Genomic DNA, 26,434 nt, shown 5'->3' with positions numbered 1-26,434 from the left:
ATTGGAGGCCCGGTTAATTTCATGCGGATTGCGTGCCAACCTTCTTCAGGCGGAAGGCCAACCACACCAGAATAATACCGAATGCAATTGCATAGCCACCGATCAACCACAGCAATGCGAGTGCACCGGCTCCGGGTTTGATCAGCAAAAACAATCCAACAATAACCGACAGGATACCGGCCAGTATCAGCAGCCACTCGTGGTCGATTTCCTTGCGCAGACGGATCGCGCCGATGATCTCAAAGATACCGCGCACCAGTGCCCAGGCGCCGATAAAAATCACCAACACCAATGCGGTCACCTGCGGATATACAAACGTGATGATACCGGCGGCAATACCGGTGATACCGACAAACAGCAGCCACCACAGGGATGAGCGCTCTGCGGAACCGCGGCCCTTTATAGCCCCGTACAAGGCAACGACGCCGTCCACCAGAGTGTAGGCACCGAACAGGAGGACGAGGCTGAGAAGGGATATACCCGGCCACACAAAGGTGAGCACACCAAACAATATGGCGAGCAACCCGCGCACCAGTGCTATCCACCAGTTTTCTGCCATTGCCCGCAGCAGTGGGCGATGGGCCATTGAGATTTGTGAGCCGCCCTGGGCCCCGTGTTGAGGACTGTTTTCTGTAGCCATGGGATCTCCAAAGCAAAGGTTTAGCTTCAGAGCGAAGTTTTAGTCTCCCCTGCCACAGAAAACGAGATTATTTTCCCTTCCGGCAGGGGCAACTTAGAGACCACACCGTCACACCGTCACATAGGTGCGGCCTGGCGGCGCGGTTGTATCGCCGCCTTGGATAGCGGATTAAATAAAGTGCTGCACCTTGTTCTTATAGCTGCGGCTCATCTTGAGACGCTCACCGTTGTTCAGCACCAGGTGATACTCACCATTGATATGCGCGCAGATCTCGCGCACTCGTTTCAGGTTGACGATGGTTGAGCGGTGAATACGCTGGAATACTTTGGGGTCCAGCTGCTGCTCCAGCTCTTTCATGGTGATGCGCATAACGTGTGTTTCGCCGTTGGCGTGCACACACATGTAATCTCCGGCGGCATCGATCCAGTCGATATCCCGCGCCGGTACCAGAGAAATCTTCCCGGAATCTTTGATGGCAATTTTCTCAGGGTAGCGACTGCCACCCAACTCGCCCGCCGCCAGTTTTTCTTCCAGCGCCTCCGGGGATTCGTGGGTCAGGTCGGCGACCGCCTCCAGCAATTGCTCGCGCTGGGCCACAAGGCTTTCACTTCCGCGTTTTTCCCGCACCCGCTGCAACGCCATCGCCAGGCGATCTTCTTCGATTGGCTTCAATACGTAGTCGACCGCATTGACTTCAAACGCTTCTACCGCGTACTGATCGTAGGCCGTAACGAATACGATTTGCGGCATGTCATCAGCGGGAAGCAGCTGCACCAGGTCGAGACCACTGACCCCAGGCATCTGAATATCCAGGAAGGCGACATCCGGCTTTAATGCCAGAATTTGTTCACGCGCCTCGCGGCCATTACCGCACTCGGCCACCACTTCTATACCACCGAGGTTTTCCAAACGCAGGCGCAAACCGCGCCGGGCCAGGGGTTCATCGTCCACAATGATGACTTTCAGAATATCACTACTCACCAGTACGCCCTCTCCAGATAATCCTGTTATTCCTGTTCAAATGGAATGCGCAGATGCACACTCAGCCCGCCTTCCGGGCGGTTGCAGAAGCGGGTCTTCTGCTCGTCACCATAGAGCGCGCGCAAGCGCTCACAGGTATTGCGAATACCAACACCGCTACCCTGTCCCAAACCTACCAGCTCTTTCTCGGGCACACCGGGGCCATTGTCGCTGACCTCAATCAGCAGCTCGCCGGCAAATACCCGCGCTTTGATGGTGATCTCCCCGCCCCACTCGCGCTGGGAAATACCGTATTTAATCGCGTTTTCCACAATCGGTTGCAACAGCAGGCTCGGCACCAGTGCGCGGGGGGCATCGCCCTCCAGATCGATATTGATCTGCAGGCGATCGGCAAAGCGCACCTTTTCAATGTCGAGATATAGCATCAGCGCCTCGACTTCCTTCGCTAGCGTCACCTTTTGCATGGGGTCGTTATCCAGTGAGTGACGCAAAAACTGCGACAGACGGGTAACCATGCTGTTGGCGGTCTTGCCGTCCTGATCCAGGATCAGAGTGGAAATCGCATTCAGGGTATTGAACAGGAAGTGCGGGTTCAGCTGGTAGCGCAGCATCTTGAGCTGTGACTGGTGCGCGATGGACTCCGCCTTAAGCGCCTTCTCCTGCTGCTGCTGGGATGTCTGGTAGTACTTGATGCCGTAGTAGAGCGCGGTCCAGGTCATGTAGATCAGGAACGAGTAGGAGAACCAGTAGACCGACATCACCAGTGGGTGTTCGTCACTCTCCTTGCCGTACAGCCACAGGTTGCCACCAAACTTGATCGCGGCCCACAGTGCCGCCGCCACGATGATGACTCCCAGGGAACCGATGAGACGCGTAACCGGCGGTTTGTCCCACAGGCGCTGGAAACCACGGCGCATGCCTTCCGATAGGGCGATCCCCGATGCTGTGGCTACGGCGAGGTAGCCACAGTACAGCAGGTGGTTCTCCACCCAGAAGAAGCCACCGATAAACGTCAGCAGCGTATAGCCCGCCCAGCCGCTGCACTGCAGCGCCCAGTACTGGTGACGCTCAGTTGCCAGTCTGTCGGAAAGCCAGTTAAAAACAAAAGTACCCATATTTCTCCATAAGTGCGCACGCATTGCGCCAATCTGGGAAAATAGCCTAAATGAGGAACGGGGTGAACGAAATACCACCAACCGCAGCAATCTGACAGGTTGCCGCAGAAATCGCGCAGATTTGGGGGATAGCGATGAATTACTGGCTGTTTAAGTCGGAACCGGATGAATATAGCCTAGATGACCTGAAGAGGGAGCCTGGTCATACAGGCCGCTGGGATGGCATCCGTAACTACCAGGCGCGCAACTTCCTGCGCGACTCGGTGCAGGAGGGCGACGGCGTGCTCTTCTACCATAGCGCCTGCAAGGTCCCCGCGATTGTCGGTACCGCCAGTGTGGTGCGCGGTGCCTACCCGGACCCGGCCCAGTTCGATCCGGAGAGCAAATACTTCGACCCCAAGGCGACCGCAGAGCAGCCGCGCTGGTACTGCGTGGATATCCGCTGGCAAAGCGCATTTGCCCAAACGGTGCCGCTAAAAGACATCAAGCAGAACCCGGCATTGGAGGAGATGGTGCTGGTCAAGCAGGGGCGGCTTTCCATTCAGCCGGTAAAAGCGACGGAGTGGCGTCTCATCAAGAAACTGGGAGAGACCGGCTAATGCTATCGAGCCGGCCCGCTAAGTTGCATTAGAGACACACTAGAAGCGCAATAGCGGTGCGCTAGATAAATTCGGCGATTTCCTCAAGCGGCTTCTTCTGAATCGCCGGTACTTCCGCGCCCTCTTCCGGCAGTCCTGCCACCACGATCATATAGGGGCGCTCATCGCTGGGGCGGCCGAGGATCTGGTTGAGAAACTTCATCGGGCTCGGGGTATGGGTCAAAGTGGCGACACCGGCGTTGTGCAATGCCGCCAGCAGCATACCGGTGGCGATACCCACGGACTCCGAGGTGTAGTAATTCTTGAGCTGCTCGCCCGCCTCACTCTGGGAAAACTTCTTCAGGAAGATCACGATCAGGTAGGGTGCTGTTTCCAGAAACGGCTTGTGTGCGTCGGTCCCCAACGGGGCCAGCGCATCGAGCCACTCTTCCGACGCGCGTCGTTCGTAAAACTCGCGTTCTTCCGCTTCAGCAGCAATGCGGATTTCTTTTTTTACCGCTTCTGACTCCACCACGCAGAAGTGCCAGGGCTGCATATTGGCCCCGCTGGGTGCGCTGCCGGCGGTACGCACCGCGTCTTCAATCACCGCGCGCGGCACTGGTGTCTTGGAAAAATCGCGCACCGAGCGTCGCTGCTTCATCTGCTCATAAAACGCTTTGGCCCGCGCGGCCTTGGTCGCATCATCAAGCTGCTCAAATTGCAGCGGGATAAATTCTTCGGCTTCAGCCATGACAGTCAATTCCTATTTCGAATCCGGCGCTTGTTGCACAAAACCCGCTTTACACAATGCCCACGTTACACAACGCCTTTAGTGCCCGCGATAAACAGGCTGAGCAGGGACAGCAGGGTCAACACAATCAGAATAATGCCGAGCAACAGAAGTGGACGGAATGGCTTGCGCTCGACCCGGTTGTAGCCGCGGGCCAGGTAGCGGTCGACCTTTGCCTGGTCTTCGTCGGAGAGTTTTTTCGGCGGAACCGAGAGGTCCGCATCCTGTTCTGGATTGGACTCAAATTTAGACATAAGCAACCCGGTATTTTTATTGTGATGCCCCGAGTGTAGGAGATTCGCCGCCATGAAAAAAGCCCCGCGAGTGCGGGGCTTTTTTTGAACCGGGGACGGAAGATCAGAACAACTCTTCTTCCAGGTCCATCAGGGTGCCGCTGCCGGCCACGACACTGGCGGCCAGGGCCTGAGACTTCGGCAGCAGACGCGCGAAGTAGAAGCGCGCGGTCTTGATCTGCGAACGGTAGAAGTCTTCGTCTTTGCCGTTGGCAACGCTGGCGACCTTGGCCCACATATAGGCGTAAGCCACGTAACCAAACAGATCCAGATAATCCACGGAGGCTGCGCCCGGTGCATTCGGATCGGTTTTGGTGGCCTCGATGACCGCTGCGGTCGCGTCTTTCAAACGCTGCAATTCTACGGTCAGCGGCTGAATGAACTCGGCCAGGTCGGCGTTGCCGGCATTGGCATCGATAAACTGCTGCACGTCGGCGGCAAACAGCTCAAACAGCGCGCCACCGTTGGCAACGGTCTTGCGGCCGATGAGGTCGAGCGCCTGGATACCGTTGGTGCCTTCGTAGATCTGGGTAATGCGCACATCGCGCACCAGTTGCTCCTGACCCCACTCGCGGATATAGCCGTGACCACCAAATACCTGCTGGCCAATTACGGTGCAGTCGAGACCGCGGTCGGTAAAGAAGGCTTTGGCTACCGGGGTGAGCAGCGCAACCATAGCTTCCGCCTGCTGCTTTTCCTCACCCTCGCTGTACTTGGCCAGGTCCAGCCATTTGGCGACATAGGTAGACAGCGCGCGCGCGCCACCGATGTAGGCTTTCTGCGTAAGCAGCATGCGGCGCACGTCCGGGTGCACGATGATCGGGTCAGCAGCCTTTTCTGGCTGCTTGGCGCCGGACGGGGAACGGCTCTGCACGCGGTCACGGGCGTATTCAATCGCATTTTGGTAGGAGCGCTCGGAAGCACCTAACCCCTGGATACCTACACCCAGGCGCTCGTAGTTCATCATAGTGAACATAGCCGCGAGGCCCTTGTTCAGCTCACCAACCAGCCAGCCCTTGGCACCGTCAAAGTTCATCGCACAGGTGGAGGAGGCCTTGATGCCCATCTTGTGTTCGATGGAGCCACAATTGACCGCGTTGCGCTCGCCCAGGCTGCCGTCTTCGTTCACCAGAATTTTTGGCACCAGGAACAGGGAGATGCCCTTGGGCCCTTTCGGCGCGTCCGGCAGCTTGGCCAGAACCAGGTGAATTACGTTTTCGGACAGGTCCTGGTCGCCGCCGGTAATAAAGATCTTGCTACCGGTAATGGAGTAGCTGCCGTCTTCCTGCGGTTCCGCCTTGGTGCGGATAATCCCGAGGTCGGTACCTGCGTGTGGCTCGGTGAGGTCCATGGCACCGGACCAGGTGCCGGCGTACATGTTGGGCAGGTATTTTTCTTTCAGCTCCTGGCTGCCGTGGGCATCGATCGCCAGGCAGGCACCGTTGGTCAGTACCGGGTACAGGGCGAAGGAGATATTCGACGCGTTCAGCATTTCTTCGACCTGGGCACCCAACATCTTGGGCATACCCATGCCGCCAAATTCCGGGTTACCCACCAGCGCGCCCCAGCCGCCCTCACAGAAGGTGGCGTAGGCTTCGGGGAAACCTTTTGGCGTGGTCACCACACCGTCATTCCAGGAGCAGCCCTCTTCGTCGCCGCTGCGGTTAATCGGGTCGAGGGTGTTTGCGGCCAGCTTGCCCATCTCTTCCAGAATGGCGTCGGCGGTCTCGCGGTCCGCGGTTTCCGCCAGCGCGGGCAGGCGCGCCCACAGTTTGTCTGCCTCGAATACTTCGTGCAGCAGGAAGTTCATCTCGCGCAGTGGCGCCTTGTAATCGGCCATGGTGTCGCCTCTTAGAATCGATTTTTTGGTGTGTCTGGAGGTGGCTCTGCGATGTGCAAGCCGGAGTCACTCAATCGTTTGTTTCAAACGCATGTTTGAAATCTAGGCCGAAGGGCCTCCCAAGTCAAGCCGGACCCACGGTCCGGCTTGGAGAATCAAACAAATTTGGTCAGTTGGAAGAAGATAGCAGCGGGGAGAGGTCGAGGTGGGCGGCGCCATTGCGGTAGTCGCCAGATTCGTCGTGCGGCAGGGTACCGAGACATGGCGCGGGCAGAATTGCCCGCAGGGTCATCAGGTTTTCCTCGGCGCGGGCCATATCTTCCTGTGGGCCGCGCACAAAGTTTGCCACCCAGCCCGCCAGCGGCAGGCCGTCGCGGCGAATGGCCTCAGCGGTCAGCAATGCGTGATTAATGCAGCCCAATTCGATACTCACCACCAGAATGACCGGCAATTCCAGCGCGCGCGGCAGATCCGACAGGAACTGACGAGGGGCCAGGGGCACCCGCCAGCCACCGGCGCCCTCGATCAGTACCAGATCCGCGCCACTACTCATGACGCCGCGGCAGATGCCCTCAAGACGGGAAACGTCGAGTCTACGCCCTGCCTCCATCGCCGCGATATGCGGGGCGATGGCGGGCTCCAGCGCCACCGGGTTGACCTGCTCGTAGGGCATGTCCTGGTTCATCGCCTCAATCAGGGTCAGCGCATCGCTGTTACGCAGGCCTTCGGCGGTCTGCTCACAGCCAGACGCTATCGGTTTTACCGCCGCGGTTTTCAGGCCCTGCTCGCCTGCCGCGTGCAATAACGCCGCAGTGGCATAGGTTTTACCGACCTCTGTATTCGTTCCGGTCACAAACAAAGTTTCGGTCACAAATTCTTCCTCATTCTTTGGTTTTTTTGTTTGACGGCTCTTTAAACGTGATCTACTTGCTGATAAATTAATCACTTAGAGCGGTATTCATACAACCCATTTCGCCAATCGAGGCCCGGGTTAGGATAATTGCCTAAAAAAGTTCCCGGACCTGGTCTGGGGTGACAGTCAGGGACAGCGCTGTCATAACGCTATTGCGTCACTAAGTCGCACCGCGCAACCACATTTCTCCGCCTGGCAGCCCGATTCTGCCAACCCGCAGAGACTCCCCGCATAAGTCAGGGACGTGGAAGTGCGAGAGCACGGAAGCTGATTGTTCAGCCCCGGAATGACACCGACAATGCCATTACTACCGACGAGAGCCATGCGATACCTGAAACTGAGTCTGATTGCCCTGTTAATAATCCCCACCCTGGCTATGGCCAAGATCAAAACCGTAGATGAGGTGGTCGTATACAAATCCAAGCACCTGATGCAGCTGAAACGCAACGGTAGGGTTGTTAAAAGCTACAAGGTGGTATTTGGTAAAAACCCAATTGGGCACAAGCAGTACGAGGGCGACTCCCGTACGCCGGAAGGCCGCTATACCCTGAACTGGAAAAAGAAAAACAGCACCTACTATCGCGCTATCCAGGTTTCCTACCCCAATTCGGCGGACCGCGCACGGGCGAAAAAAATGGGCCGCAGCCCAGGTGGCGCCATCATGATCCACGGCCAGAAACCGCACTGGAAAGGTATTGAACAGTACCTGACCCGCATGAACTGGACCGACGGCTGTATCGCGGTAACCAACCCGGAGATGGACGAGATCTGGGCGATGGTGGATACCGGTACGCCGATTGAGATTTTCCCCTGATCGCGAATAGATAGCAGCGCTCAAAGCTCGAATCGAAGGACAAGTGCCGGCTGCGGGTTTTCAGGAGCGTCGGCGACATGGACGTCGCCGCCGCAGCGCCCAGGGATGGGTTAACAGCGGTCCTGAAAACCCGCAGCCGGCGCTTGGCCACCACCAAGCTATAACAAAGCTCCAAACCCAGAGCCGTGGCGGTGACGCCACCAGGTAAAGGTTTGTGAGACACGCCGTGAACCCATCCCTGGGGGCTCTTCTAAAACATCCCTGTTTTAGAAGGTCTCACAAACCTTTACCTGGCATCGTCACCTTATCTCTAAGCTTCTCAACCCGATTCAACATCCGGGGGCTAGTGCTCTTCCTGATAGTACTCAGGCGCCAGATCATCAAAGCGGGTGAATTTACCCACAAACGCCGCGCGGCAGGTACCGATCTCACCGTTACGCTGCTTACCGATAATCAACTCCGCCAGGCCCTTATCCGGGCTGTCTTCGTTGTAATACTCATCGCGGTAAATAAACAGGATTACGTCAGCATCCTGCTCGATCGCACCGGATTCCCGCAGGTCCGAGTTCATCGGGCGCTTGTTCGGACGCTGTTCCACCCCCCGGTTCAACTGCGACAGGGCAATCACCGGGCATTCGTATTCTTTGGCCAGCGCCTTCAAGGAGCGGGAAATTTCCGAGATCTCCTGAGTACGCCCTTCGGTGCTGCCCTTCACCTGCATCAGCTGCAGGTAATCCACCATCACCATCGCCGGCAGCGCGCGCTGTTCCGCGTCTTCGCGGCTCAGTTTGGGGTCCGCCTGCATCAGCTTGTTGGTGTGGTCGCGCACCGTGCGCTTCACGCGCGCCCGCACCTCAGACGGCGACAGGCCCGGGGTATCGTCGATATAGAGCCCCTTGCCCTTCATCTTCTGCACGGCACTGGAGAGCTTGGGCCAATCCTCTTCCTGCAGCTTGCCGTTCCGGATACGCCCCTGGTCGATCTTGCCGATGGAAGACAACATACGCATGACCAGGCTGTCCGACGGCATCTCCATACTGAACACCAGGGTCGGTTTTTCCTGGCTGAGCATGGCGGCTTCAACGAAGTTCAGTGCCAGTGCAGTCTTACCCATGGAAGGACGGGCGGCGAGGATAATGAGTTCACCGGGCTGCCAGCCAGAGGTGCGCTCGTCGAGTTCGGTGAGACCAGAACTGAGACCAGTGAGGTCACCCTCGGATTTGAACAGTTCGTCGATACGCTCGACGGTTTTCTTCAGCAGCGAGTCGACACCGACAAAGCCGCCCTCTTTGGCGCGACCTTCGGCAATCTCTGCCACGCGGCGCTCGGCCATCTGCAGCAGGTCGACGGAGCCAAGACCGCCAGGGTTGAAACTGGTACGGCTGATTTCACCGGCGGCGGCAATCAGCTGACGCAACATAGAGCGCTCGCGCACGATTTTCGCGTAGGCGACGATGTTGGCGGCAGAAGGGGTGTTTTCTGCAAGTTCGGCCAGGTATGCCGGGCCGCCAATGTCGGCCAGCAGGTCGCGATTGGCGAGTCCTTCCGCGAGGGTAACGATATCCAGCGGCTGCTCGCCACCGGACAACTCGAGCATGACACCGAAAATAATCCGGTGGCTGGCGACGAAGAAATCTTCCGCACTCAGCTGCTCGGCAACCGCATCGAGGCGGCTGGCGTCGAGCATCAGTCCACCCAACACCGACTGCTCGGCCTCGACCGAGTGTGGCAGCGGGGAGCTGGCGGTGGCTTGCTGAGCCTCTTCTTCTTGCGGAGCGTATTCGTTCATGTTCGCTGCTGTTCGCTGCTCTGTGTTACTACCGGTCGTTGCGGTCATTGGTTTCAGGCCTGCCCCACCACGGGCTCACAGGCCAAGTGCGCCGGGGGCTGAAACCATTTGCCGGACTCACAAACAAGTCAGGCGCTGTACCCTCCATCACCGGCAAAAAACCGGCTGGGAGAATCCAGCGCCTGATTGTAGCGCGGCTAGACGGAGAACGGGCAATTCCGTTCCCCGCAGGCCTCGCTATGGCGATTCGGTAACTGCAGAGCCTTATTCGGCTTCTACAACAACCTTCACGCTGCTGATTACGTCGGCGTGCAGCTGTACGTCTACGTCGTACTCGCCCAGTTCACGCAGAGCGCCTTCCGGCAGCTTCACTTCAGCCTTGCTTACTGCAACACCGGCAGCGGTGATCGCTTCCGCGATATCGCGAGTGCCGATGGAGCCGAACAGCTTGCCTTCGTCGCCAGCGTTAGCGGCGATGGTCACAGCCAGTTCAACCAGCTGGGCAGCGCGGCCTTCAGCTTCGCTTACTTTTGCAGCAGCAGCTGCTTCCAGTTCAGCGCGCTTGGCTTCGAACTCAGCAACGTTTGCTGCGTTGGCCAGTACGGCTTTACCGGTAGGCAGCAGGAAGTTGCGGCCGTAACCGGCTTTTACTTCAACGCGGTCGCCCACGTTGCCCAGTTTGCCTACTTTGTCGAGCAGAATAACTTCCATCTCGGAACCCTCAGTTTCAGTTCTTGTGCGCCGCTCAGCGTTTGTCGCTTGCGCGTGCGCGAATATCAATCCAGCTATCGATCAGTGCCAGTCCGCACAGGAAACCTGCCAGCGGCAGTGCCGCAATTACCAGCATCACATACAGGGCAATCAGCGGACCGCGTCCCCAGCCCCTCTGGGCTACCAGCCAGTGAATCAGGCAAATGCCTGCCACCATGATCGGGAAAGCGGCAACCGCGCCCCAGAACACAAAGTGTTCACTGACTAGGCAGTAAATCCACAACAGCATACCGGCAGCTGCGAGCGGCAACGGCATACGCAGGTTGTGCATTTCCTGCTGCAAACCACCGGGGTTGTACAACAGGGCCTGCCACCAGCGCCCCAATAACAGAGCCAACATGGCACTGATTACCGAGACCCAGGCCAGGTAACCGGTAGCCTGCGCTTCGCTGGTAAATGCTTTACCCAGCTGCTGCGCTTCCGGTGTGCTGGCGCCGCCCGCGGCCTCATTGACCGCCTCGAGCAGATTGCCCAGTACACCGCCAGTCACCTGTGAGGTCACCAGAATACCCGCGGCGGTCACCGTGGTCAGGGTCACCAGTGTCCAGCTCCAAGCGCTAGTTTCGCGCAGGACCAGAGCACTGACCAACACCGCCACAAAGTGCGTGATCGCCATACCAGCCATCAGCGGGGACATATAGCCCGCGCCGGCTGCGGCAACAATCGGCAGTAGACCCCAGACCAGTACAAACAGGCCGTCGCCACTGCCGCGGCGTAACCCCACCAGTGCAAGCACCGCGGGGCTGATCAGCGGGATTCCCACCATGGTGAGGATCACCGCGCGCACGCGCGATCGCATGGCAAATTCAGCGATAGCGCGCACTAGATAGCTTCTCTATAACAATCAATACGAAGCAAAGCGATGCTTAGGCTTCGTGGCTGTCCGTGTACGGCAGCAGCGCAATGTAACGCGCGCGCTTGACCGCGGTGGCCAGCTGACGCTGATACTTGGCTTTGGTGCCAGTGATACGGCTCGGTACGATTTTGCCAGTTTCAGAAACGTAGGCTTTCAGGGTATCGAGATCTTTGTAGTCGATACGCTTTACGCCTTCAGCGGTGAAACGGCAGAACTTACGACGACGGAAAAAACGTGCCATCTGACTATCCCCTTACTCTTCGTCTTCAGTGGTGTCGGAAGACTTAGCTTCCTGGGCGCCTTCGGAAGAAGATTCTTCACGTTCGGCGCGCTCGCGACGCTCAGAGCGTTCTGCGCGCGCAGCTTTGCGCTCGCGGGACTCTTTTTCAGCCTTCATGATCGGGCTTTCTTCGGTAACCGCTTCATCTTCGCGGATCACCAGGTTGCGCAGCACGGCGTCGTTGTACTTGAAGTTGGTGGTCAGTTCGCCCAGCGCTTCTTCAGTACACTCAACATTCATCAGAATGTAGTGAGCCTTGTGGATCTTGTTGATCGGGTAAGCCAGACGACGGCGGCCCCAGTCTTCCAGACGGTGAACGCTGCCACCGCTCTCTTTGATGGTCGCAGTGTAACGCTCGACCATGCCGGGTACCTGCTCGCTCTGGTCCGGGTGAACCAGGAATACAATTTCGTAATGACGCATTTTCGCTCCTTACGGGTTAACACAGCCTCCCGGCTTGCCGCCGCCCTGTCTAATAAGTAGAAAAGTGCAGCAACCGCCCAGTGAGGCAAGGAGTACGCAACAACACCCGGGATGGCGCTATTGCGGGCGGCGTATTCTATGCCTCTACCGGAGTGGTTGCAAGTTGAACAATGCGGCGGCCGCCGCAAATCGGGACACATACATTTGCGAGTACTCACTTACTACGTGGCGACCACCCTGCAGGCGCCACTGGCGACAGAAAAATAGCCCAGCAAGTGGGGTGGTTCGGTCAAGGGGAGCAGGAGAAAACGTGACTATAGTTTGACTCTTGGTTCCAGCTTTCCATGTATATACCGGAGGTATCTTTGTCGGTGCAGCCCCATACCATCAACCTGCCCTTTCACGGGTTCAATGTGCCGCTGACACTATGTAGTCCGCCCAATCAGTCACACGCCCGACCTCTGGTACTGGTGGCGCCGGCACTCGGCGTGCCGGCGATCAAGTACCAGCAACTGCTCACCACACTGGGTGAGCGCGGGTACCAGACCGCGATCTACGAGATGCCGGGCACCGGCAAAAGTACACCGCACCCCAGACGGGGCAACGACTACGGCTACAGCGATCTGGTTTTCGAGCTGATCCCCGAGGTTTTGCAGGCACTGAAAAGCACTCTCGGCCACGGCCCAGCACTAATGCTGGGCCACAGCATCGGCGGGCAGACCATGACCTTGGCCGCCCGGGCCGGGTTAACCGGGGATGCGCGGGTGGTGAGCGTGGCGGCGGGCCACCTGGATTGCCGCAGTTGGCGCGGACCTACCCGTCTGGCGATTATGGGCGCGGCACTGGCTGCGCACACCAGTACCCGCCTGCTCGGCTATTTCCCCGGACGGCAGATGCGCTTTGGTGGCCGCGAAGCGGCGACACTGATGCGCGACTGGGGCAACGGCATACTGCGCGGCCGCTTTGCCCCAGAGGCACGCATCCCCAAGCAGGCTACGCTAGCCCACCGGCCCCTGCACCTGTGCATAAAAGGCGACCCCTTCGCCCCGGTTGGCGCCACGCGCCGGCTAGCGGCCCTGGTTCAAGGGGAAGTCCGCGAAGTCGCCCCCACCTTCCCGCATGGCAACCCACACCTGAGCTGGATCAAGAACCCGGAACCGGTAGTAGAAATAATTGAACAATGGATTGAGGGGGATAGCGCGCCAGACGTCATACAGGCATAGGTCGCGAAAATAATTCTAAACAATAACAATAACGAGCAAGGACCGAAGAATAACAAGCGGGACAACACCGTAGGGGGGCACTTGTGCCCCTTCATTTTTTACCCCTTTCTGCCCCCTCAGAACACGTAACTGACACCAAGGCTCAGCTCCGTCTTGTCGTAGTCGTAAATCTCACGATTCTCCCGATTGTCGATGCGCAGTAGCTTGCCATCGAGGCTCAACCGCGGTGTCAGCCGATAGCGGGTCGACACCCAGGATTTCACTCTATCCGACTCGCGTTCGTATTCGAGCAACTCGCCGCTGCTGTCACTGACCCGATTGGTTCCGTCATACACGCTATAGCGATACTCCAGGCCAGCGCGCAACTCCCAGCGGCTGAGAAAGCGCCAGCGCACATCGCTGCCGAAAGCGTGGCGCGCGGGTGAGTAACTGTAATAGTCCCCCGCCGCCTGCTGTAAATCCTCGCGATCATTGCTGTCATACAGGTAATAGATACCGAGGTCCGCGCCGAGCGTATTGCGGCGCGCGCGCGCCGAGAAGCGCTGCCGCCAGCCATCGAGATAGCCGTAACGCTCACCACCGGAGTAGTAGGCGGGGATATAAGACAGCTGTACCCGCACTGCGCCGAACGCCCGCGCGGCCCGCGCGGTCAGCTGCAACTGCCGGCTCACCTGCTCACCGCCGAGGGAAACCTGCTCGCCGCCACCGCCGGTCTCCAGCTGCCATCCTCGCCAGCGGCTATCGCGAATTAGCGAAGCACTGAGGCTTCCCAGATTCAGGCTGTCCAGCTCACTGTAGCGCCGGGTAAAACCGTAGCCCTGCAATCGCCAGCCATCGATGTCGCTACCGGCAAGGCGGTACTGCCCCCAGGCAAATAGCTCGAGGAAGTTGTCATCGCCGACCGCATCTTCGCCCAGTAACTCGGTCTTCACCGCGTAAGGGTTGTTGTCGAAGCCGCCGTTGACACTGGCCATGGCAAGCCAGGGACGCGGCGCTGATGCACGCTCCGTACTGGCTCCCAGCTGGAGCGCCGCAAGGCGTTGCAGCTTGGGCGAATCTGCGTGCTCACTCACCCGGCGAAAGTAGCGCGCAGCAAGCGCTGGATCGCCCTGCCTGCTCGCCATCAGCCCAAGGTTATATTCTGCCAAATCACGCCACTTGGGCTCTGGCACCAATAACCAAAAATATTCGGACGCCTCGGCGTAGCGGCCCAATTTGTAGAGAGTGACCCCGAGATTGAACTTCAGCCGCGCAGTTTGATCGCCGGCCTGCTCCATTTGCTGGAACAGGGCCAGCGCACGAGGATAATCACCACTCTTAAACGCGCCTGCGGCGCTGGACAACTCCGCCGCAGCCAGCCGCGCGGGACCAAACACCGACACCAGCACCAACATGGTGATCAGCACAAACAACTTGATAAACTCGCGCATTCCTTGCCTCGTGACACTGCGGGTTTCGCTCGAAGGAACTGTGGACTCAGCTACCGGTAGCGTCACTCACATCAACCGGCTCGGCCGCCACATCCCCACGCAAGGATTCGAGCAGAGTATCCACTTCACTCATATCTGCACCCGCATCGGCGGGCAGACTGCCAAGAATGTCCTGCACCATCTGCTCGATCATGCCCTGCATCTCGTCACTGGTGAGGCCATTTTTCAATGCCTCCTCGACCGCCTCACGGGCAGACTCCACCGCCTGCTGTGCCTGTTCATTTGCGGCGAGCGCGGCATTCTGCGCGTTTGCCATCATTTCACCGCGCCGTTCGGCCATCTCGGCCAGCATGGCTTCCCTACGCTCGGCAACCTCACTGGAGACCTCGCCAGAACTAGGGACCTCGTCCGCATTGGATGGAGACGCCTCGCGCGCAGCCTTAATCGCTGCAAGCGCCGCAGCGAGCCGCTGTTCCGCGAGCGCTCGCACCTCCTCTGGCAATTCAATGCTGTTGAGCAGGTCTTCGACGCTTTGCGCATCTTCAACCACTTGCAGGGTCACATCCGGGTCGACCACGTCAGCCTGCACATCAAGTGCCGGACCCTCATCAGGCAAGGCCACCTCTTGCTGTGCAACGGTAACGTTAGACAACGATAGTGCGCCTACAGCCAAGCCAACCAAGCCGGCAGAAACGACATGGCGTGTACATACAGAAGGGATGATTTGGAAAAAACGGTGTGCTTGTTTTGCTGACATAATCCTTTACCTCGCGTCATCAAAAGCAATCAATGGAGCGGAAAGACAAGGAAATTAAAGCAGGCTATTTGCGCAAGGAGCGGGAAAACTGCGCAAAGCAGGTCTCAAAACCTCAGGGCAATGCGCAGAACAGCGACAACGGGTGTTACCCCGCGCCGCGACCATCAGGAACCGAAGCTTGTATCTGCAAAGACTCGCCAAGGTAACTCAGCAACGGGTGGGCTACCGGTAGAAAAACGCGGGAATACACATCTTCCAAGTCGAGTGGATAAAACTGTTCGTGCACGAGGAAACGCGCATGACCACGCAAATAAAAAAGATGCAGCATTTTAAAATCCACGACCTCGGCAACACTACCCGCAGTAACCGGACAACCGAGCACACCCTCAGCTACCTTGCGACCGGCAAGAATAGCCGCCACTTCCGCATCCTCCCGCTTTAGATCATCGAGCACTTGCAGTGCGACGAGGTCGTACAAATCCCCGCGCCCCATACTCCAATGGGTTTGCGCGGGCTCCAAAAGATGCAGGGTCGCCACTGAGAACGCCTCAGAGGTATCCACCCCCAAATGCGCCAATAACTTATCCATCGCCTGCTCAGCACTGGTGTCTGGCGTTAACCCAAGTAAGCGTGCGTTCCCCTCTCCCCAGGGAAGGTGTCCCTTGCGGGCAAAGTAGCTGTACAACAATGCCATACGCTGCTGGCGAAAATGCTGGAGATTTTCACTACGTAGGCGCTGGAATACACCGCGCGCGGTCGCACTCCCCATGGCGATATTGGAAAGAATCAATTCGGCACCGAACGCATGCCGGGCTATTCGTCGCTTGCCACCGCGACGCAGCGGCTCGTGGCGCCACTCGAGGAAATCAAAGCGCGAAGACTTGCCATCACCCGCCATGATTGCGTGTATCTGTTCAAGGTGCCGCGAATCCAGCGCCTCCCCCTGCGGGCCAGCGGCAATGTTGTCACCAAACACACCTGGCCAATCCAGGTTGGTACCCCACACCGGGCGACTGTTGTCGGCGCCGTGGCATTCAATACAGCTAGCGTCATTGCGCATTAAGCGGGGCCTCTCACTGGAAAAATCAAATACGGAAAACTCCCAGCGCCCACTGCCCTCATGTAATTGGGCAACGTCCAGCAGGTTATATTTCGGATCATCCGGCTTGGTGCCGATGTTCAACAACAAGTGTCCATCGGATCCAAACAGCACAACACGCGGAAACTCCAGGTTGGATTGCCCGGTCGCACGCGTGTGCTCCACAAGAGAGAAGTTCGTACGAAAGTGATCGGGCAGGTAAGGTAACAGCTGATCAATTGATGTAAGGCCCTGCTGCTGAATCAAGCCCCACAATCCTGCAATAGTCATCTCTGGCGCGGACGCAGCATCATGTACATCGCTCGGGATAACTACCGGCACAATCGTGTCATGAGGCTCCGCGGGGCAGATAATACTCCCCACTTTTACCCCTCCGGATGCCGTGAGGGGCACAGTGTGCTCACTCGCCGGTACCGCGCTCGAAAAGCCCAGGGATACACACGCCACAATCAAAACGTGCCATCCGCGGACGACTGCCCTGAGCGCTGAAGAAATTGATATTGCTTGATTAGTCATTGTGATTTTTTTGCCGGCAGCGTTGCCGCTGCAGCTAATAGTTGATTCAGGCTACCGTCCAGTACTGGGTTATCGGCAAGCTTTTGCAGGTGAAATACGCTACGCGCGACATCAAATTGACAGCGATAATGAAATACGCGGAAGCCGCCTGCAGAAACTACTAGCAGACTGCCGTGCGAACCGCCCTCAATGTAATAACCGACCAGTGGACACCCCTGAATTTGTGCCGGACTATCCAACATAACTTCCTGCGGGTAATAAATCGGGCGCGCTGACACCAGATACTCTCGCGAGGCAAATCCTCGAGTAGAAAGATCCACGCGAAAATTTCCAAAGTCGTCCTGAATAACTGCGCCGTGTTTGCGACCAATAAACTCGCCCGCGCTGATTGCCGGGACTGCCGGGTGCACCGAAGGCGCACTTGGTGAAGAGTTTGATAGGGAGCTGACAGAGATAACCTGCTGAAGATCAGCCGAGCGGGGCGATGCCGCCACCGCACTTCGCTCACCCTGCGCGGAGCCCGCGCGAGGCAATAACACCAGTGATGATGGCATTAGCCAATGGGCGATCACCCCCGCACCGGAAAGTGCGATGGTGATCGCCAGCAATGGCAGTCTTAGATTACGCACTGCGCCGAGGCGGCCTGGGCTTCGTCGGTAAAGCACTGGTTACAGGCAGCAGAAAACAAAGGATGTGAAGCCGGGCAACTGTTCGCGGGTTGCGGTTCAGGTTCTGGCTCCGGTTGAGGCTGAGGCTCTGGTTCCGGCTGAGGCTCTGGTTCCGGCTGGGGCTCAGGCTGAGGTTCGGGCTGCGCACTGCCGTCACAACCACCGCGATACTCACAATCCTGTGCAGAAACACCGGGCTGCCAGCTGCGGGTGAACTCCAGCATCGCCGCCTTCACGGATTCATCCAGGTCGCCGGCATATTTATCGATGGCACCGTCACCCATATACAGGCCGACATAAGCCATGATGTCATCGGTAGACAAACCACAACCAAAATCGGTATTCAGCAATTGCAGCGGGTCGGAGCCTTTGGCCTGACTCGCTTCGTTGCGGGTCACAATGCTATCGCCATTGGTGTTTAACAGGCGCACCAATTCGACACCCCGCTCCACTCCGATCAAAGCGCTGAAATAGGTCTCCGCATCGGCCACGGAAATTGTCGGGTTGATCGATGGAACCGGCCCCTGATACCCCGCCAGCGCCTGGAATTCGTCATCGACTTCGATGCCCAGGTTGTATTCGATATCAATAATCGCTTCGCGTGCGTTGGCCGGATCACTACAAATACTGGCATTGCTCACAAAGGTACCAGCAGCATTCAAACAGCCGGTGCCGTTACCCACGTAGGTTACACATATGGTGTCACACCACTCCTGAGTGAACTCGGTGCGGCGACCGGATTCGACGTGGGACGGGTTTTCATCGCTGTGGCAGCTCAGCGCATTGCCGCCGCTGCTGGAGCTACTGCTTGAACTGCTCCCGCCAGAACTCCCGCCACTAGAGCTGCCACCGCCACTGGAACTGCTACTGGAACTACTTGAGCTGCTGGAACTGCTACCGGAACCGCCGCCGTCGACGGTACAACCACCAGATGCCGCTTGCGCCGCATCCACATAGCAGGCGCCGCCACAAGCGAGCGGGTGACTAGCTGGGCAAGACTGAGCCTGCGCTTTCAGGCCGACCAGTAAAAAGGTTGCCGCCACCAGGGCGAGACAACCGCGTAACTTCCTTTTGTTCATCGCGTCTTCCTCACATCGTTTTTATCGTTTTGAGTATTTTTATTGCCGCATTCAGGCGAGCACCACTTGTGCAGCGCAGCAGTGAACCTGCGGCCATACGCAAGCTACGGAAGTGAGGAGGGATTTGATAGAAAGGCGTTGTGGGGGAATATTAAGAAGATGGCATCAACGGCGCTTTGCGTGATATATCACGAAAGAGGCGCCGTTTTCGGCAGATTAACCGTTCCGACGCTGTCGCACAGCCTCAAACAGGCAAACACCTGTGGCAACAGAAACGTTCAGGCTGCTAACCTCACCCGCCATGGGGATTTTGATCAGGTGATCGCAGTTTTCCCGCGTCAGACGACGCAAGCCAGGACCTTCGGCACCCATCACCAGCGCTAGCGGCCCGGTCAGAGAAGACTGGTACACATCCTGTTCTGCCTCACCGGCAGCGCCGTATATCCACACACCGGCTTGCTGCAACATTTGCAGCGTACGCGCCAGATTGGTGACAGTAATAAACGGCAACACTTCGGCGGCCCCGCAGGCCACCTTGCGCGCCGTCGGCGTGAGACCCGCGGCTTTATCCTTGGGCGCAATGACTGCATGCACGCCGGCCGCATCCGCGGAGCGCAGACAGGCGCCCAGGTTGTGCGGGTCGGTAACCCCATCGAGGATCAACAGGAAAGGCGCTTCGCCATTAGTATCCAGGTCTTTCAGCAAGGACTTCAGGAACTGCTCATCATAAATCTTGGTATCACCCACACAGATGGCCACCGCGCCCTGGTGGTTACCCTCATCGGCAACTTTTTCATCCAGCGCACGGCGATCCACGAAGCGAATCACGATTTCGTTCTGTTCCGCCTGACGAATAATTTTCTGCAGTTTTTGATCGCGGCGGCCGCGCAACAGCAGTAGCTCCTGCACCTGTTGGGGCGAACTTTTTAACAGGGCCTGCACCGCGTGCAAGCCATAAACCAATTGCTGAGCCACGATTTATTTCTTCCCACCTGATTTCTTCGCCAGTTTTTTCTTCAGCTTTTTCTTCGCTGCTTTCTTGGCTGCACGCTGCTCTGCTTCGGCCTTTTCTGCTTTCTGCGCAGCTTTGCGCGCGGCTACTGCCGGACGCTTGCCACCTTTGCGCGGTGGTGTTTTCTTCGGGCGACGCTTTTTCGGTGGAGACTCTTCGCCGGCTTCCGTTTCGGAAACGATCTCTTCTGATGGCGGCACTACCTCAGCGTCATCGCTGCCCACCTTGCGCTTACGAATCGGACGCGGCTCATCTTCAACCTTGTCGGTGCGCTTGGTTTTCAGTCCACCACCCCAGGGGCTGGCCTTTTCCGCCTCTTTGCTAAAGTCGTGCTTGCCACGACGTTGGCGCTCGGCCTGAAACTCCACTGCCATTTCCATCGCGCGGCCACTGACCTGAGTTGATTCCTCTCCGGAACGGGATTTTTTCGCCGCTTTCTTCGCCTTGTTTTCCACATCTGGCGCCGATGTCGGCTCACCGGTAACACTGTTCTTCACGGCTTGTTTACTAACCTTGCTGTCATCTTGCTTACGGGATTCTTTGTCTGACTTTTTATCAGCCTTTTTATCGGCTTTAGGCTTGCGATACTTGGGTGTCTGGTAGCTGGGGCGCGGATGCAATTCGACAAATGTGAAATCGACTTTACGCTCCTCAAGATCCACACGTGCCACCTGCACGGTCACTCCATCACCTAGATGAAAACGCGTACCGCTGCGCTCTCCGACAAGGCGCTGTTGCGCCTGTTCGAAGTGGTAGTAGTCCTTTGGCAAGGCAGTGACATGGATCAGACCCTCCACATAGAGATCTTCCAGTTCCACAAACAAGCCAAAGCCGGTTACCGCGCTGATAACACCGCGGTACACCTCACCCACATGGTCCTGCAAGTATTCACACTTGAGCCAGCTGACCACGTCGCGGGTTGCGTCGTCGGCACGGCGCTCGGTCATCGAGCAGTGCTCTCCCAACTCCACCATGGCAACGGCGGTGTACGGCAAAATCTGCTCGCGCTCCATTACCTGGGCACCGGGTGCCTGGCGCACTTTCTTTGCCACCGCTGCCGGATTGGCGCTGCCATTGCGCACCAGCCAGCGCAGCCCGCGGTGCAGCAGCAGATCCGGGTAACGACGAATCGGCGAGGTGAAGTGTGCATAAGCGCGATAATCGAGCCCGAAATGACCGCGATTCTCCGGCTGATACACCGCTTGGTTCATCGAGCGCAGCAACATAGTCTGGATAATATGGAAATCCGGGCGACCGTCTGCTTGCGAAAGCAATTCCTGGTAGTGGCTGGGCTGGGGCTCACTACCCCCTTCCAGACGCAAGCCCAGCTCGCCAAGGTATTCGCGCAGGTTTTCCAGCCGCTCCTGCTTGGGAATGTCGTGCACGCGGTACAGCGCTGGCAACTCCGCCAGCTCCATCAGCTCAGCCGCACACACATTGGCGGCAAGCATGCACTCTTCGATCATCTTGTGCGCGTCGTTGCGCTGCACCGGCACGATGCGCTCGATCTTCCGCGCAGCGTCGAACATGATCCGCGTTTCTGTGGTTTCGAAATCGATGGCACCGCGGCGATCGCGCGCACCGCGCAGCGCACCGTAAAGGTCGTGCAGGTTGTCGATGTGTGGCGCAAGTGCGGCAAACTGCTTGCGAACACCACTATCGCGGTTATCCCGCTCCTCAACCATTTCCCCAACCTGGGTATAGGTAAAGCGCGCGTGGCTGCGCATCAGGCCTTCAAAGAACTGGAAGTTGAGGATATTGCCGGACGGATCGATGTGCATTTCACACACCATACACAGGCGATCCACATGCGGATTCAGTGAGCACAAACCGTTGGAGAGTTTCTCCGGCAGCATCGGCACAACAAAGTCAGGGAAATACACCGAGTTGCCACGCTGGTGGGCTTCCTGGTCCAGCGCAGTATTGATCTGCACGTAATGAGATACATCGGCAATGGCGACCAGCAGTTTCCAATTGCCATCCGGCAGCACTTCACAGTAGACGGCATCGTCAAAATCCCGCGCATCTTCACCGTCGATGGTGACCAGCGGCAGCTGGCGCAGATCAATGCGCGCCGCCTTGTCTTCTTCCAGCACCTCATCGGCGATTGTGTCGGTTTGCGTCTGTACCGCGGCGGGCCAGCTATGGGGAATACCGTAGTTGCGAATGGCAACGTCGATTTCCATCCCCGGGGCAAGGTGGTCGCCGAGAATTTCCGCAACCTCACCCTGCGGCAAATTATTGCGGCCCGGCTGGGTGGTGATATTCACCACCACATACTGGCCACTTTGTGCATCGGCACACTTGCCTTCCGCGACCAATACGTCGAGGGTCATACGCGGGTTATCCGGGCGCACAAAGCAAACGCCGTCTTCGCGATACAGGCGTCCGGCCAGCTGCTGGGTGTTGTGCTTGATTACCCGCACCACCGCGCCCTCGCGCTTGCCGCGGAAGCCGCCGGGAGTTTCCCGAGCCAGCACTTCGTCGCCATCAAATACTTTGCGCATCTGGCGGTGAGACAGGAACAGGTCGTCGCCGCCGTCGCCCGCGGACACAAAGCCGAAGCCGTCGCGGTGACCGATTACGCGACCGCGTACCAGGCTCATTTTATCGAGCACACCGAAATCCCCAGCGCGGTTGCTGGCGATCTGTCCGTCTCGGCTCATGGCAATCAAGCGACGGCGCACACCCTCGCGGCGATCTTCATCGTCAATCGAGAGCAGGTCCGCTACCGCTTCCCAGGCTACGGGGCCTGGCTGCTGCTCCAGCACATCGAGAAGAAACTCGCGGCTGGGAACGGGTTTTTCGTATTTCTCCGCCTCGCGCTCGGCATGAGGATCATCCGAGATCGCAGAGGGGTTGGTTTTATCTTGATTCAAATTTGCTTCCAATGTTCTGCATTTAAGCACGCGCTCTGCGCGGCCCCGGAATCATCCGGCGCAGGAAGGTGAGTGGGTGCAACTGCCAGGTCTCGGTGGAGGCCTGCCGGGGATTTACTCCCAGGCATGAGGTTCACGGGCAAGAATCCAAGGTGAGCATTTGGAGTGGCGAATGCCGGAAGCGGCACAGGGCCACTGAAATCGTTGCACATTGCCGCGATTATAAGCGATTTGCGGACCAATTCCCCCGTTGATTTGGAATATCGGTGCGGATACGACAAGCGATAGGGTCTGAGTGGACAAAAAAGGGCACAAACCGCGCCGCAAAAAGCGTTGACACCCCTTAGGCAAATCACTATAGTGCGCGTCCTCAACGGAGCACACCGTTGAATTGCCCAGGTGGCGGAATTGGTAGACGCGCTAGCTTCAGGTGCTAGTGACCGCAAGGTCGTGGAAGTTCAAGTCTTCTCCTGGGCACCATCTTTAAAAAAGGGGCCAACTCGCAAGAGTTGGTCCCTTTTTGTTTTGCACTTGCCGAAGACTGTGGCGGCATTGCCACCGGGCACAGCTTGGCAAGACACGCCGTATTCCCACTCCTGAGGGCTCTTCTAAAACATCCATGTTTTAGAAGGTCTCGCCAAGCTGTAGCCGGCGCCAATTCCCTAGCATTTAACTTCAAACAATTACTAACAAGCTCTTAACCCGTATTACGCATACCTGCCGCAATTCCCGCAATCGTCACCATCAGCGCACTTTCCAGCACCGGGTCTTCCTCACGGGTACGCAGACGCGCCATCAATTCCGCCTGCAACAAGTGCAGCGGGTCGGTATAAGGGTCGCGCACGCGGATGGACCAGCGCATCACCGGGTTGTTATCCAGCAAACTTTCGCGACCAGTTAATTCGCTCAGGGCCGCGACGGTGCGGTCCAGGCGGCTGCGCAGCTCGACGCCGAGGCGCTGTAGCTCTGGGTCGTCGGTAAGGCGCTCTTCGTACCACAGGGCCACGCGGGTGTCGGACTTGGCCAGTACCATTTCCAGCATATCCACCACGGTCTGAAAGAAGGGCCACTGCTCGCTCATGGTACGCAGCGTATCCGGCGCATTTTCCAGGCCGGTTTCCAGTGCCGCGCCAGTACCCAGCCAGGCCGGCAGCATCAGGCGCATCTGGGTCCAGGCAAATACCCAGGGAATTGCACGCAGGGTTTCCACACCACCCCCGGGCTTGCGGCGCGCCGGGCGACTGCCCAACGCCAGGCGGCTGAGCTCGGTTTCCGGAGTAACGGTACGCAGATAGGACACCAGTGCCGGGTCATCTCGCACCACTTCGCGATACGCCCCCACCGAGGCCTGAGTCAATCGATCCATCTCCGCGCGCCATTCCGGGCGCGGCTCTGCCGGCGGCAGCAGCGTCGCTTCCAGAGTTGCAGCGATATATTGCTCCAGGTTGTAGGCGGCAACCGATGGGCGCCCGTATTTGAAGCGAATCATTTCTCCCTGCTCGGTAACGCGAATGCGCCCGGCTACAGAGCCCGGCGGCTGCGACATCAGTGCCATGCGGGTGGGAGAGCCACCGCGGGAGATGGAACCGCCGCGACCGTGGAACAGGGTCAACGGAATCCCGTGCTCCTTGAATATACGAGTGAGCGCTTCCTGCGCGCGGAACTGCGCCCAAGCGGCACCAAGGAAGCCGGCATCCTTGGCGGAATCGGAATAGCCGATCATCACTTCCTGGCCCGCCTTAACCCGCTCGCGGTAGAAAGGGATTTCCAACAGCGCATGCATGGTGTCGAACGCATTGTTCAAGTCGTCCAGCGTCTCGAACAGCGGCACCACGCGCATGGGCTCACGCACGCCAGCAATCTTTTGCAGCAGCATGACTGCGAGCACATCGGAGGAAGTGCGAGCCATGGAAATGACGTAGGCACCGAGACCCTCTGAACCCTGCTCCGCAATTACCTTGCAGGTATCGAGCACCTCGCGCACTTCGTCAGTACAGAACTCACTCTGGTAGAAGGCACCGTTGATCAGCGGGCGGCGACTTTCCAATTCTTCCAGCAGAAACTTCTGCTTTACCTTCTCACCCCATTCGGCATAACTGCCGAGATCAAGGAAACGGGTGACGGCGTCGATCGCCGTGGCGTGACGGGTGGACTCCTGGCGAATATCCAGCTTCAACAGAGTGATGCCAAAACCATTGAGGCGACGCAGCGTATCTTTCAACTGCCCACCAGCGATGGCCGCCAGCCCCACTTCACGCAGCGAGCGATCAATCAGGCTTAAAGGCTCATACAACTCGTCACTTGAGGTATACACCTCCCCTTTAGGCTCCGCCGCACCGTTCACGCGCGCTTCCATCAATTCACGGGTATTGCGCAGGCGATCGCGCACCGCACGCAACAGCAACCGGTAGGGCTCGTGGCTGGGCCCGGTGTGCGCCAGCAACTCTTCACTGGCGCGGTGCATGGAGAGGTCTGCGAGGAGGTTTTCCACATCGCGCAGATATAGATCGGCCGCCATCCAGCGCGCCAGGTTCAGGACCCGACGGGTAACCTTGGCGGTGACATTGGGGTTACCGTCTCGGTCACCACCCATCCAGGATGCAAAGCGAATAGGAACCCAATCTGCGGGCAACGGCTCAATACCGGCGAGCGCCAGCTCGTCTTCAATTTCGCGCATCCCCTGGGGGATTGCCTGCCATAGAGACTGCTCGATGGTGGCGAAGCCCCACTTGGCCTCATCGACCGGCGTCGGGCGCTCGCGGCGGATTTCATCGGTGCACCAGGCCGACAACATCTGCTCGCGCAACAGACGGCGCAGGCGCTCGGCCTCTTCCGGTGTGCAATCCGGGCGATCGAGGCCGGTCAACAGATCCGCCATCTGGTCGTATTTGCGAATCAGGGTGCGGCGCGTCACCTCGGTCGGGTGTGCAGTCAGTACCAGCTCCACGGACAAATCGGCCAGCACCTGACGAACCTGCTCGGGGGCTACGTTGGACTTCTTCAGTTCTTCCAACACCTGACGCAGGCCACGGTCGGTATCCGGATCACCAGGGAAACGCTCGTGCTGGCGACGCAGGCGCTCGCGGTGGCGCAACTCGGCGATATTGGCGAGGTTCAGGAACTGGCTAAAGGCACGAGCCACTTCCAGCAGGGTCTCATCATCCAGAGGATCGAGCAGCTCTCGTAATTTACCTACAGGCATTTCACCCTGGCCGCGGCTCTCCACCGCGACCTGGCGAATGGTCTCCACGGTATCGAACAATGCTTCGCCAGCCTGGCCGCGCAATACGCTTCCCAGCTCTTCGCCGAGAAGGCGAACATCTTCCCGCAACGGTGCATTTTGATCTTGGTCCATGGAATATCTCCCCCTGACGAATTACTTTCTGGAATGTATTCTCACATATTTCCGCCCAGATTTTGATGCTGCAGGCAAAATTCTTGTAATTTAACTACAAGAAAATACAACAAACCCCGCCGTCAGGTAACTATCACGGGATTCACCGGTCACACCTGACAATTGACACCCTGCCAAAAACGGCTATAGTGCGCAGCCTCAACGGCGCATTGCGCTGTTTGCCCAGGTGGCGGAATTGGTAGACGCGCTAGCTTCAGGTGCTAGTGACCGCAAGGTCGTGGAAGTTCAAGTCTTCTCCTGGGCACCATCTTTAAAAAAGGGGCCGACTCGCAA

23 protein-coding genes and 2 tRNA genes are annotated in these 26,434 nt (G+C 58.1%); 5 read left to right on the top strand and 20 right to left on the bottom strand.

Annotation, left to right across the window (positions count from 1 at the left end):
* Positions 1-19: 19 nt before the first annotated feature.
* From Mag101_RS01720 to Mag101_RS01710, 3 genes are all read right to left on the bottom strand, one after another.
* Positions 20-640: an HdeD family acid-resistance protein gene (locus Mag101_RS01720; RefSeq protein ID WP_198040051.1), complete on the bottom strand. Its 621-nt coding sequence runs from the start codon at positions 638-640 to the stop codon at positions 20-22.
* 168 nt (positions 641-808) lie between these two features.
* A complete protein-coding gene (locus Mag101_RS01715; protein ID WP_077399926.1) occupies positions 809-1,621 on the bottom strand; it encodes a LytR/AlgR family response regulator transcription factor in 813 nt (270 codons plus the stop codon).
* A gap of 26 nt (positions 1,622-1,647) precedes the next feature.
* Positions 1,648-2,736, bottom strand: a complete 1,089-nt coding sequence (locus Mag101_RS01710) for a sensor histidine kinase (protein ID WP_077399922.1) — start codon at positions 2,734-2,736, stop codon at positions 1,648-1,650.
* Positions 2,737-2,870: 134 nt separating this feature from the next.
* Between Mag101_RS01710 and Mag101_RS01705 the strand changes: the two genes are divergently transcribed.
* On the top strand, positions 2,871-3,335 hold the full coding sequence (locus Mag101_RS01705) for an EVE domain-containing protein (RefSeq protein ID WP_077399919.1): 465 nt from the start codon (positions 2,871-2,873) through the stop codon (positions 3,333-3,335).
* Positions 3,336-3,396: 61 nt separating this feature from the next.
* Here the strand turns inward: Mag101_RS01705 and Mag101_RS01700 are convergent, their stop codons facing one another.
* The 4 genes from Mag101_RS01700 to bioD form a co-directional block, all read right to left on the bottom strand.
* The gene (locus Mag101_RS01700) at positions 3,397-4,065 is read right to left on the bottom strand and encodes a nitroreductase family protein (protein WP_077399916.1); all 669 of its coding nucleotides are present in this window, start codon (positions 4,063-4,065) and stop codon (positions 3,397-3,399) included.
* Positions 4,066-4,130: 65 nt separating this feature from the next.
* Positions 4,131-4,358 carry a DUF3094 family protein gene (locus Mag101_RS01695; RefSeq protein WP_077399913.1) on the bottom strand — a complete coding sequence of 76 codons (228 nt, stop codon included), beginning with the start codon at positions 4,356-4,358 and terminating at the stop codon, positions 4,131-4,133.
* 103 nt (positions 4,359-4,461) lie between these two features.
* On the bottom strand, positions 4,462-6,237 hold the full coding sequence (locus Mag101_RS01690; protein ID WP_077399910.1) for an acyl-CoA dehydrogenase C-terminal domain-containing protein: 1,776 nt from the start codon (positions 6,235-6,237) through the stop codon (positions 4,462-4,464).
* A 169-nt stretch (positions 6,238-6,406) separates the two neighbouring features.
* On the bottom strand, positions 6,407-7,108 hold the full coding sequence (gene bioD / locus Mag101_RS01685; protein WP_077399907.1) for a dethiobiotin synthase: 702 nt from the start codon (positions 7,106-7,108) through the stop codon (positions 6,407-6,409).
* Positions 7,109-7,472: 364 nt separating this feature from the next.
* Here bioD and Mag101_RS01680 point away from each other — a divergent pair, with 364 nt between their 5' ends.
* Positions 7,473-7,964 (top strand): L,D-transpeptidase family protein, encoded by a 492-nt coding sequence (locus Mag101_RS01680; RefSeq protein WP_077399904.1) that lies wholly within the window; start codon positions 7,473-7,475, stop codon positions 7,962-7,964.
* 343 nt (positions 7,965-8,307) lie between these two features.
* Here Mag101_RS01680 and dnaB read toward each other — a convergent pair whose 3' ends face one another.
* The 5 genes from dnaB to rpsF form a co-directional block, all read right to left on the bottom strand.
* Positions 8,308-9,753: a replicative DNA helicase gene (gene dnaB, locus Mag101_RS01675; protein ID WP_077399901.1), complete on the bottom strand. Its 1,446-nt coding sequence runs from the start codon at positions 9,751-9,753 to the stop codon at positions 8,308-8,310.
* A gap of 264 nt (positions 9,754-10,017) precedes the next feature.
* Positions 10,018-10,464, bottom strand: a complete 447-nt coding sequence (gene rplI / locus Mag101_RS01670) for a 50S ribosomal protein L9 (protein WP_077399898.1) — start codon at positions 10,462-10,464, stop codon at positions 10,018-10,020.
* 34 nt (positions 10,465-10,498) lie between these two features.
* Positions 10,499-11,323 (bottom strand): hypothetical protein, encoded by an 825-nt coding sequence (locus Mag101_RS01665; protein ID WP_232325095.1) that lies wholly within the window; start codon positions 11,321-11,323, stop codon positions 10,499-10,501.
* A 67-nt stretch (positions 11,324-11,390) separates the two neighbouring features.
* Complete coding sequence (gene rpsR / locus Mag101_RS01660; RefSeq protein ID WP_010133305.1) at positions 11,391-11,621, bottom strand: 30S ribosomal protein S18; 231 nt, start codon at positions 11,619-11,621, stop codon at positions 11,391-11,393.
* 12 nt (positions 11,622-11,633) lie between these two features.
* Positions 11,634-12,083, bottom strand: coding sequence for a 30S ribosomal protein S6 (gene rpsF, locus Mag101_RS01655; RefSeq protein ID WP_077399892.1), 450 nt, complete (start codon positions 12,081-12,083; stop codon positions 11,634-11,636).
* A 371-nt stretch (positions 12,084-12,454) separates the two neighbouring features.
* Here rpsF and Mag101_RS01650 point away from each other — a divergent pair, with 371 nt between their 5' ends.
* Positions 12,455-13,306 (top strand): alpha/beta fold hydrolase, encoded by an 852-nt coding sequence (locus Mag101_RS01650; protein ID WP_198040049.1) that lies wholly within the window; start codon positions 12,455-12,457, stop codon positions 13,304-13,306.
* A 116-nt stretch (positions 13,307-13,422) separates the two neighbouring features.
* On the opposite strand, the gene Mag101_RS01645 is transcribed toward Mag101_RS01650, so the two are convergent.
* The 7 genes from Mag101_RS01645 to rnr all read right to left on the bottom strand — a co-directional run bounded on the left by Mag101_RS01645 (position 13,423) and on the right by rnr (position 22,746).
* Positions 13,423-14,736 (bottom strand): tetratricopeptide repeat protein, encoded by a 1,314-nt coding sequence (locus Mag101_RS01645; protein ID WP_077399886.1) that lies wholly within the window; start codon positions 14,734-14,736, stop codon positions 13,423-13,425.
* Between the two features lie 46 nt (positions 14,737-14,782).
* The gene (locus tag Mag101_RS01640; RefSeq protein WP_157520109.1) at positions 14,783-15,493 is read right to left on the bottom strand and encodes a hypothetical protein; all 711 of its coding nucleotides are present in this window, start codon (positions 15,491-15,493) and stop codon (positions 14,783-14,785) included.
* A 145-nt stretch (positions 15,494-15,638) separates the two neighbouring features.
* A complete protein-coding gene (locus Mag101_RS01635) occupies positions 15,639-16,985 on the bottom strand; it encodes a hypothetical protein (protein ID WP_198040048.1) in 1,347 nt (448 codons plus the stop codon).
* Positions 16,986-17,104: 119 nt separating this feature from the next.
* Complete coding sequence (locus Mag101_RS01630; RefSeq protein ID WP_157520103.1) at positions 17,105-17,737, bottom strand: hypothetical protein; 633 nt, start codon at positions 17,735-17,737, stop codon at positions 17,105-17,107.
* The gene (locus Mag101_RS01625; protein ID WP_077399874.1) at positions 17,725-18,855 is read right to left on the bottom strand and encodes a hypothetical protein; all 1,131 of its coding nucleotides are present in this window, start codon (positions 18,853-18,855) and stop codon (positions 17,725-17,727) included. Before Mag101_RS01625 ends, Mag101_RS01630 begins: the two co-directional genes overlap by 13 nt.
* Positions 18,856-19,071: 216 nt before the next feature.
* On the bottom strand, positions 19,072-19,830 hold the full coding sequence (gene rlmB, locus Mag101_RS01620; RefSeq protein ID WP_077399871.1) for a 23S rRNA (guanosine(2251)-2'-O)-methyltransferase RlmB: 759 nt from the start codon (positions 19,828-19,830) through the stop codon (positions 19,072-19,074).
* 3 nt (positions 19,831-19,833) lie between these two features.
* Positions 19,834-22,746, bottom strand: a complete 2,913-nt coding sequence (rnr, locus tag Mag101_RS01615) for a ribonuclease R (RefSeq protein WP_232325094.1) — start codon at positions 22,744-22,746, stop codon at positions 19,834-19,836.
* Between the two features lie 393 nt (positions 22,747-23,139).
* Here rnr and Mag101_RS01610 point away from each other — a divergent pair.
* A tRNA-Leu gene (locus Mag101_RS01610) sits at positions 23,140-23,226 on the top strand.
* 217 nt (positions 23,227-23,443) lie between these two features.
* Here the strand turns inward: Mag101_RS01610 and ppc are convergent.
* Positions 23,444-26,101: a phosphoenolpyruvate carboxylase gene (gene ppc, locus Mag101_RS01605; protein WP_077399865.1), complete on the bottom strand. Its 2,658-nt coding sequence runs from the start codon at positions 26,099-26,101 to the stop codon at positions 23,444-23,446.
* 220 nt (positions 26,102-26,321) lie between these two features.
* On the opposite strand from ppc, the gene Mag101_RS01600 reads away from it, so the two are divergent.
* A tRNA-Leu gene (locus tag Mag101_RS01600) sits at positions 26,322-26,408 on the top strand.
* Positions 26,409-26,434 lie beyond the last annotated feature (26 nt).

Origin of the sequence: Microbulbifer agarilyticus (assembly GCF_001999945.1) — a bacterium.
Taxonomy (GTDB): Bacteria; Pseudomonadota; Gammaproteobacteria; order Pseudomonadales; family Cellvibrionaceae; genus Microbulbifer; species Microbulbifer agarilyticus_A.
This window is presented reverse-complemented; position numbering and strand designations above follow the sequence as displayed.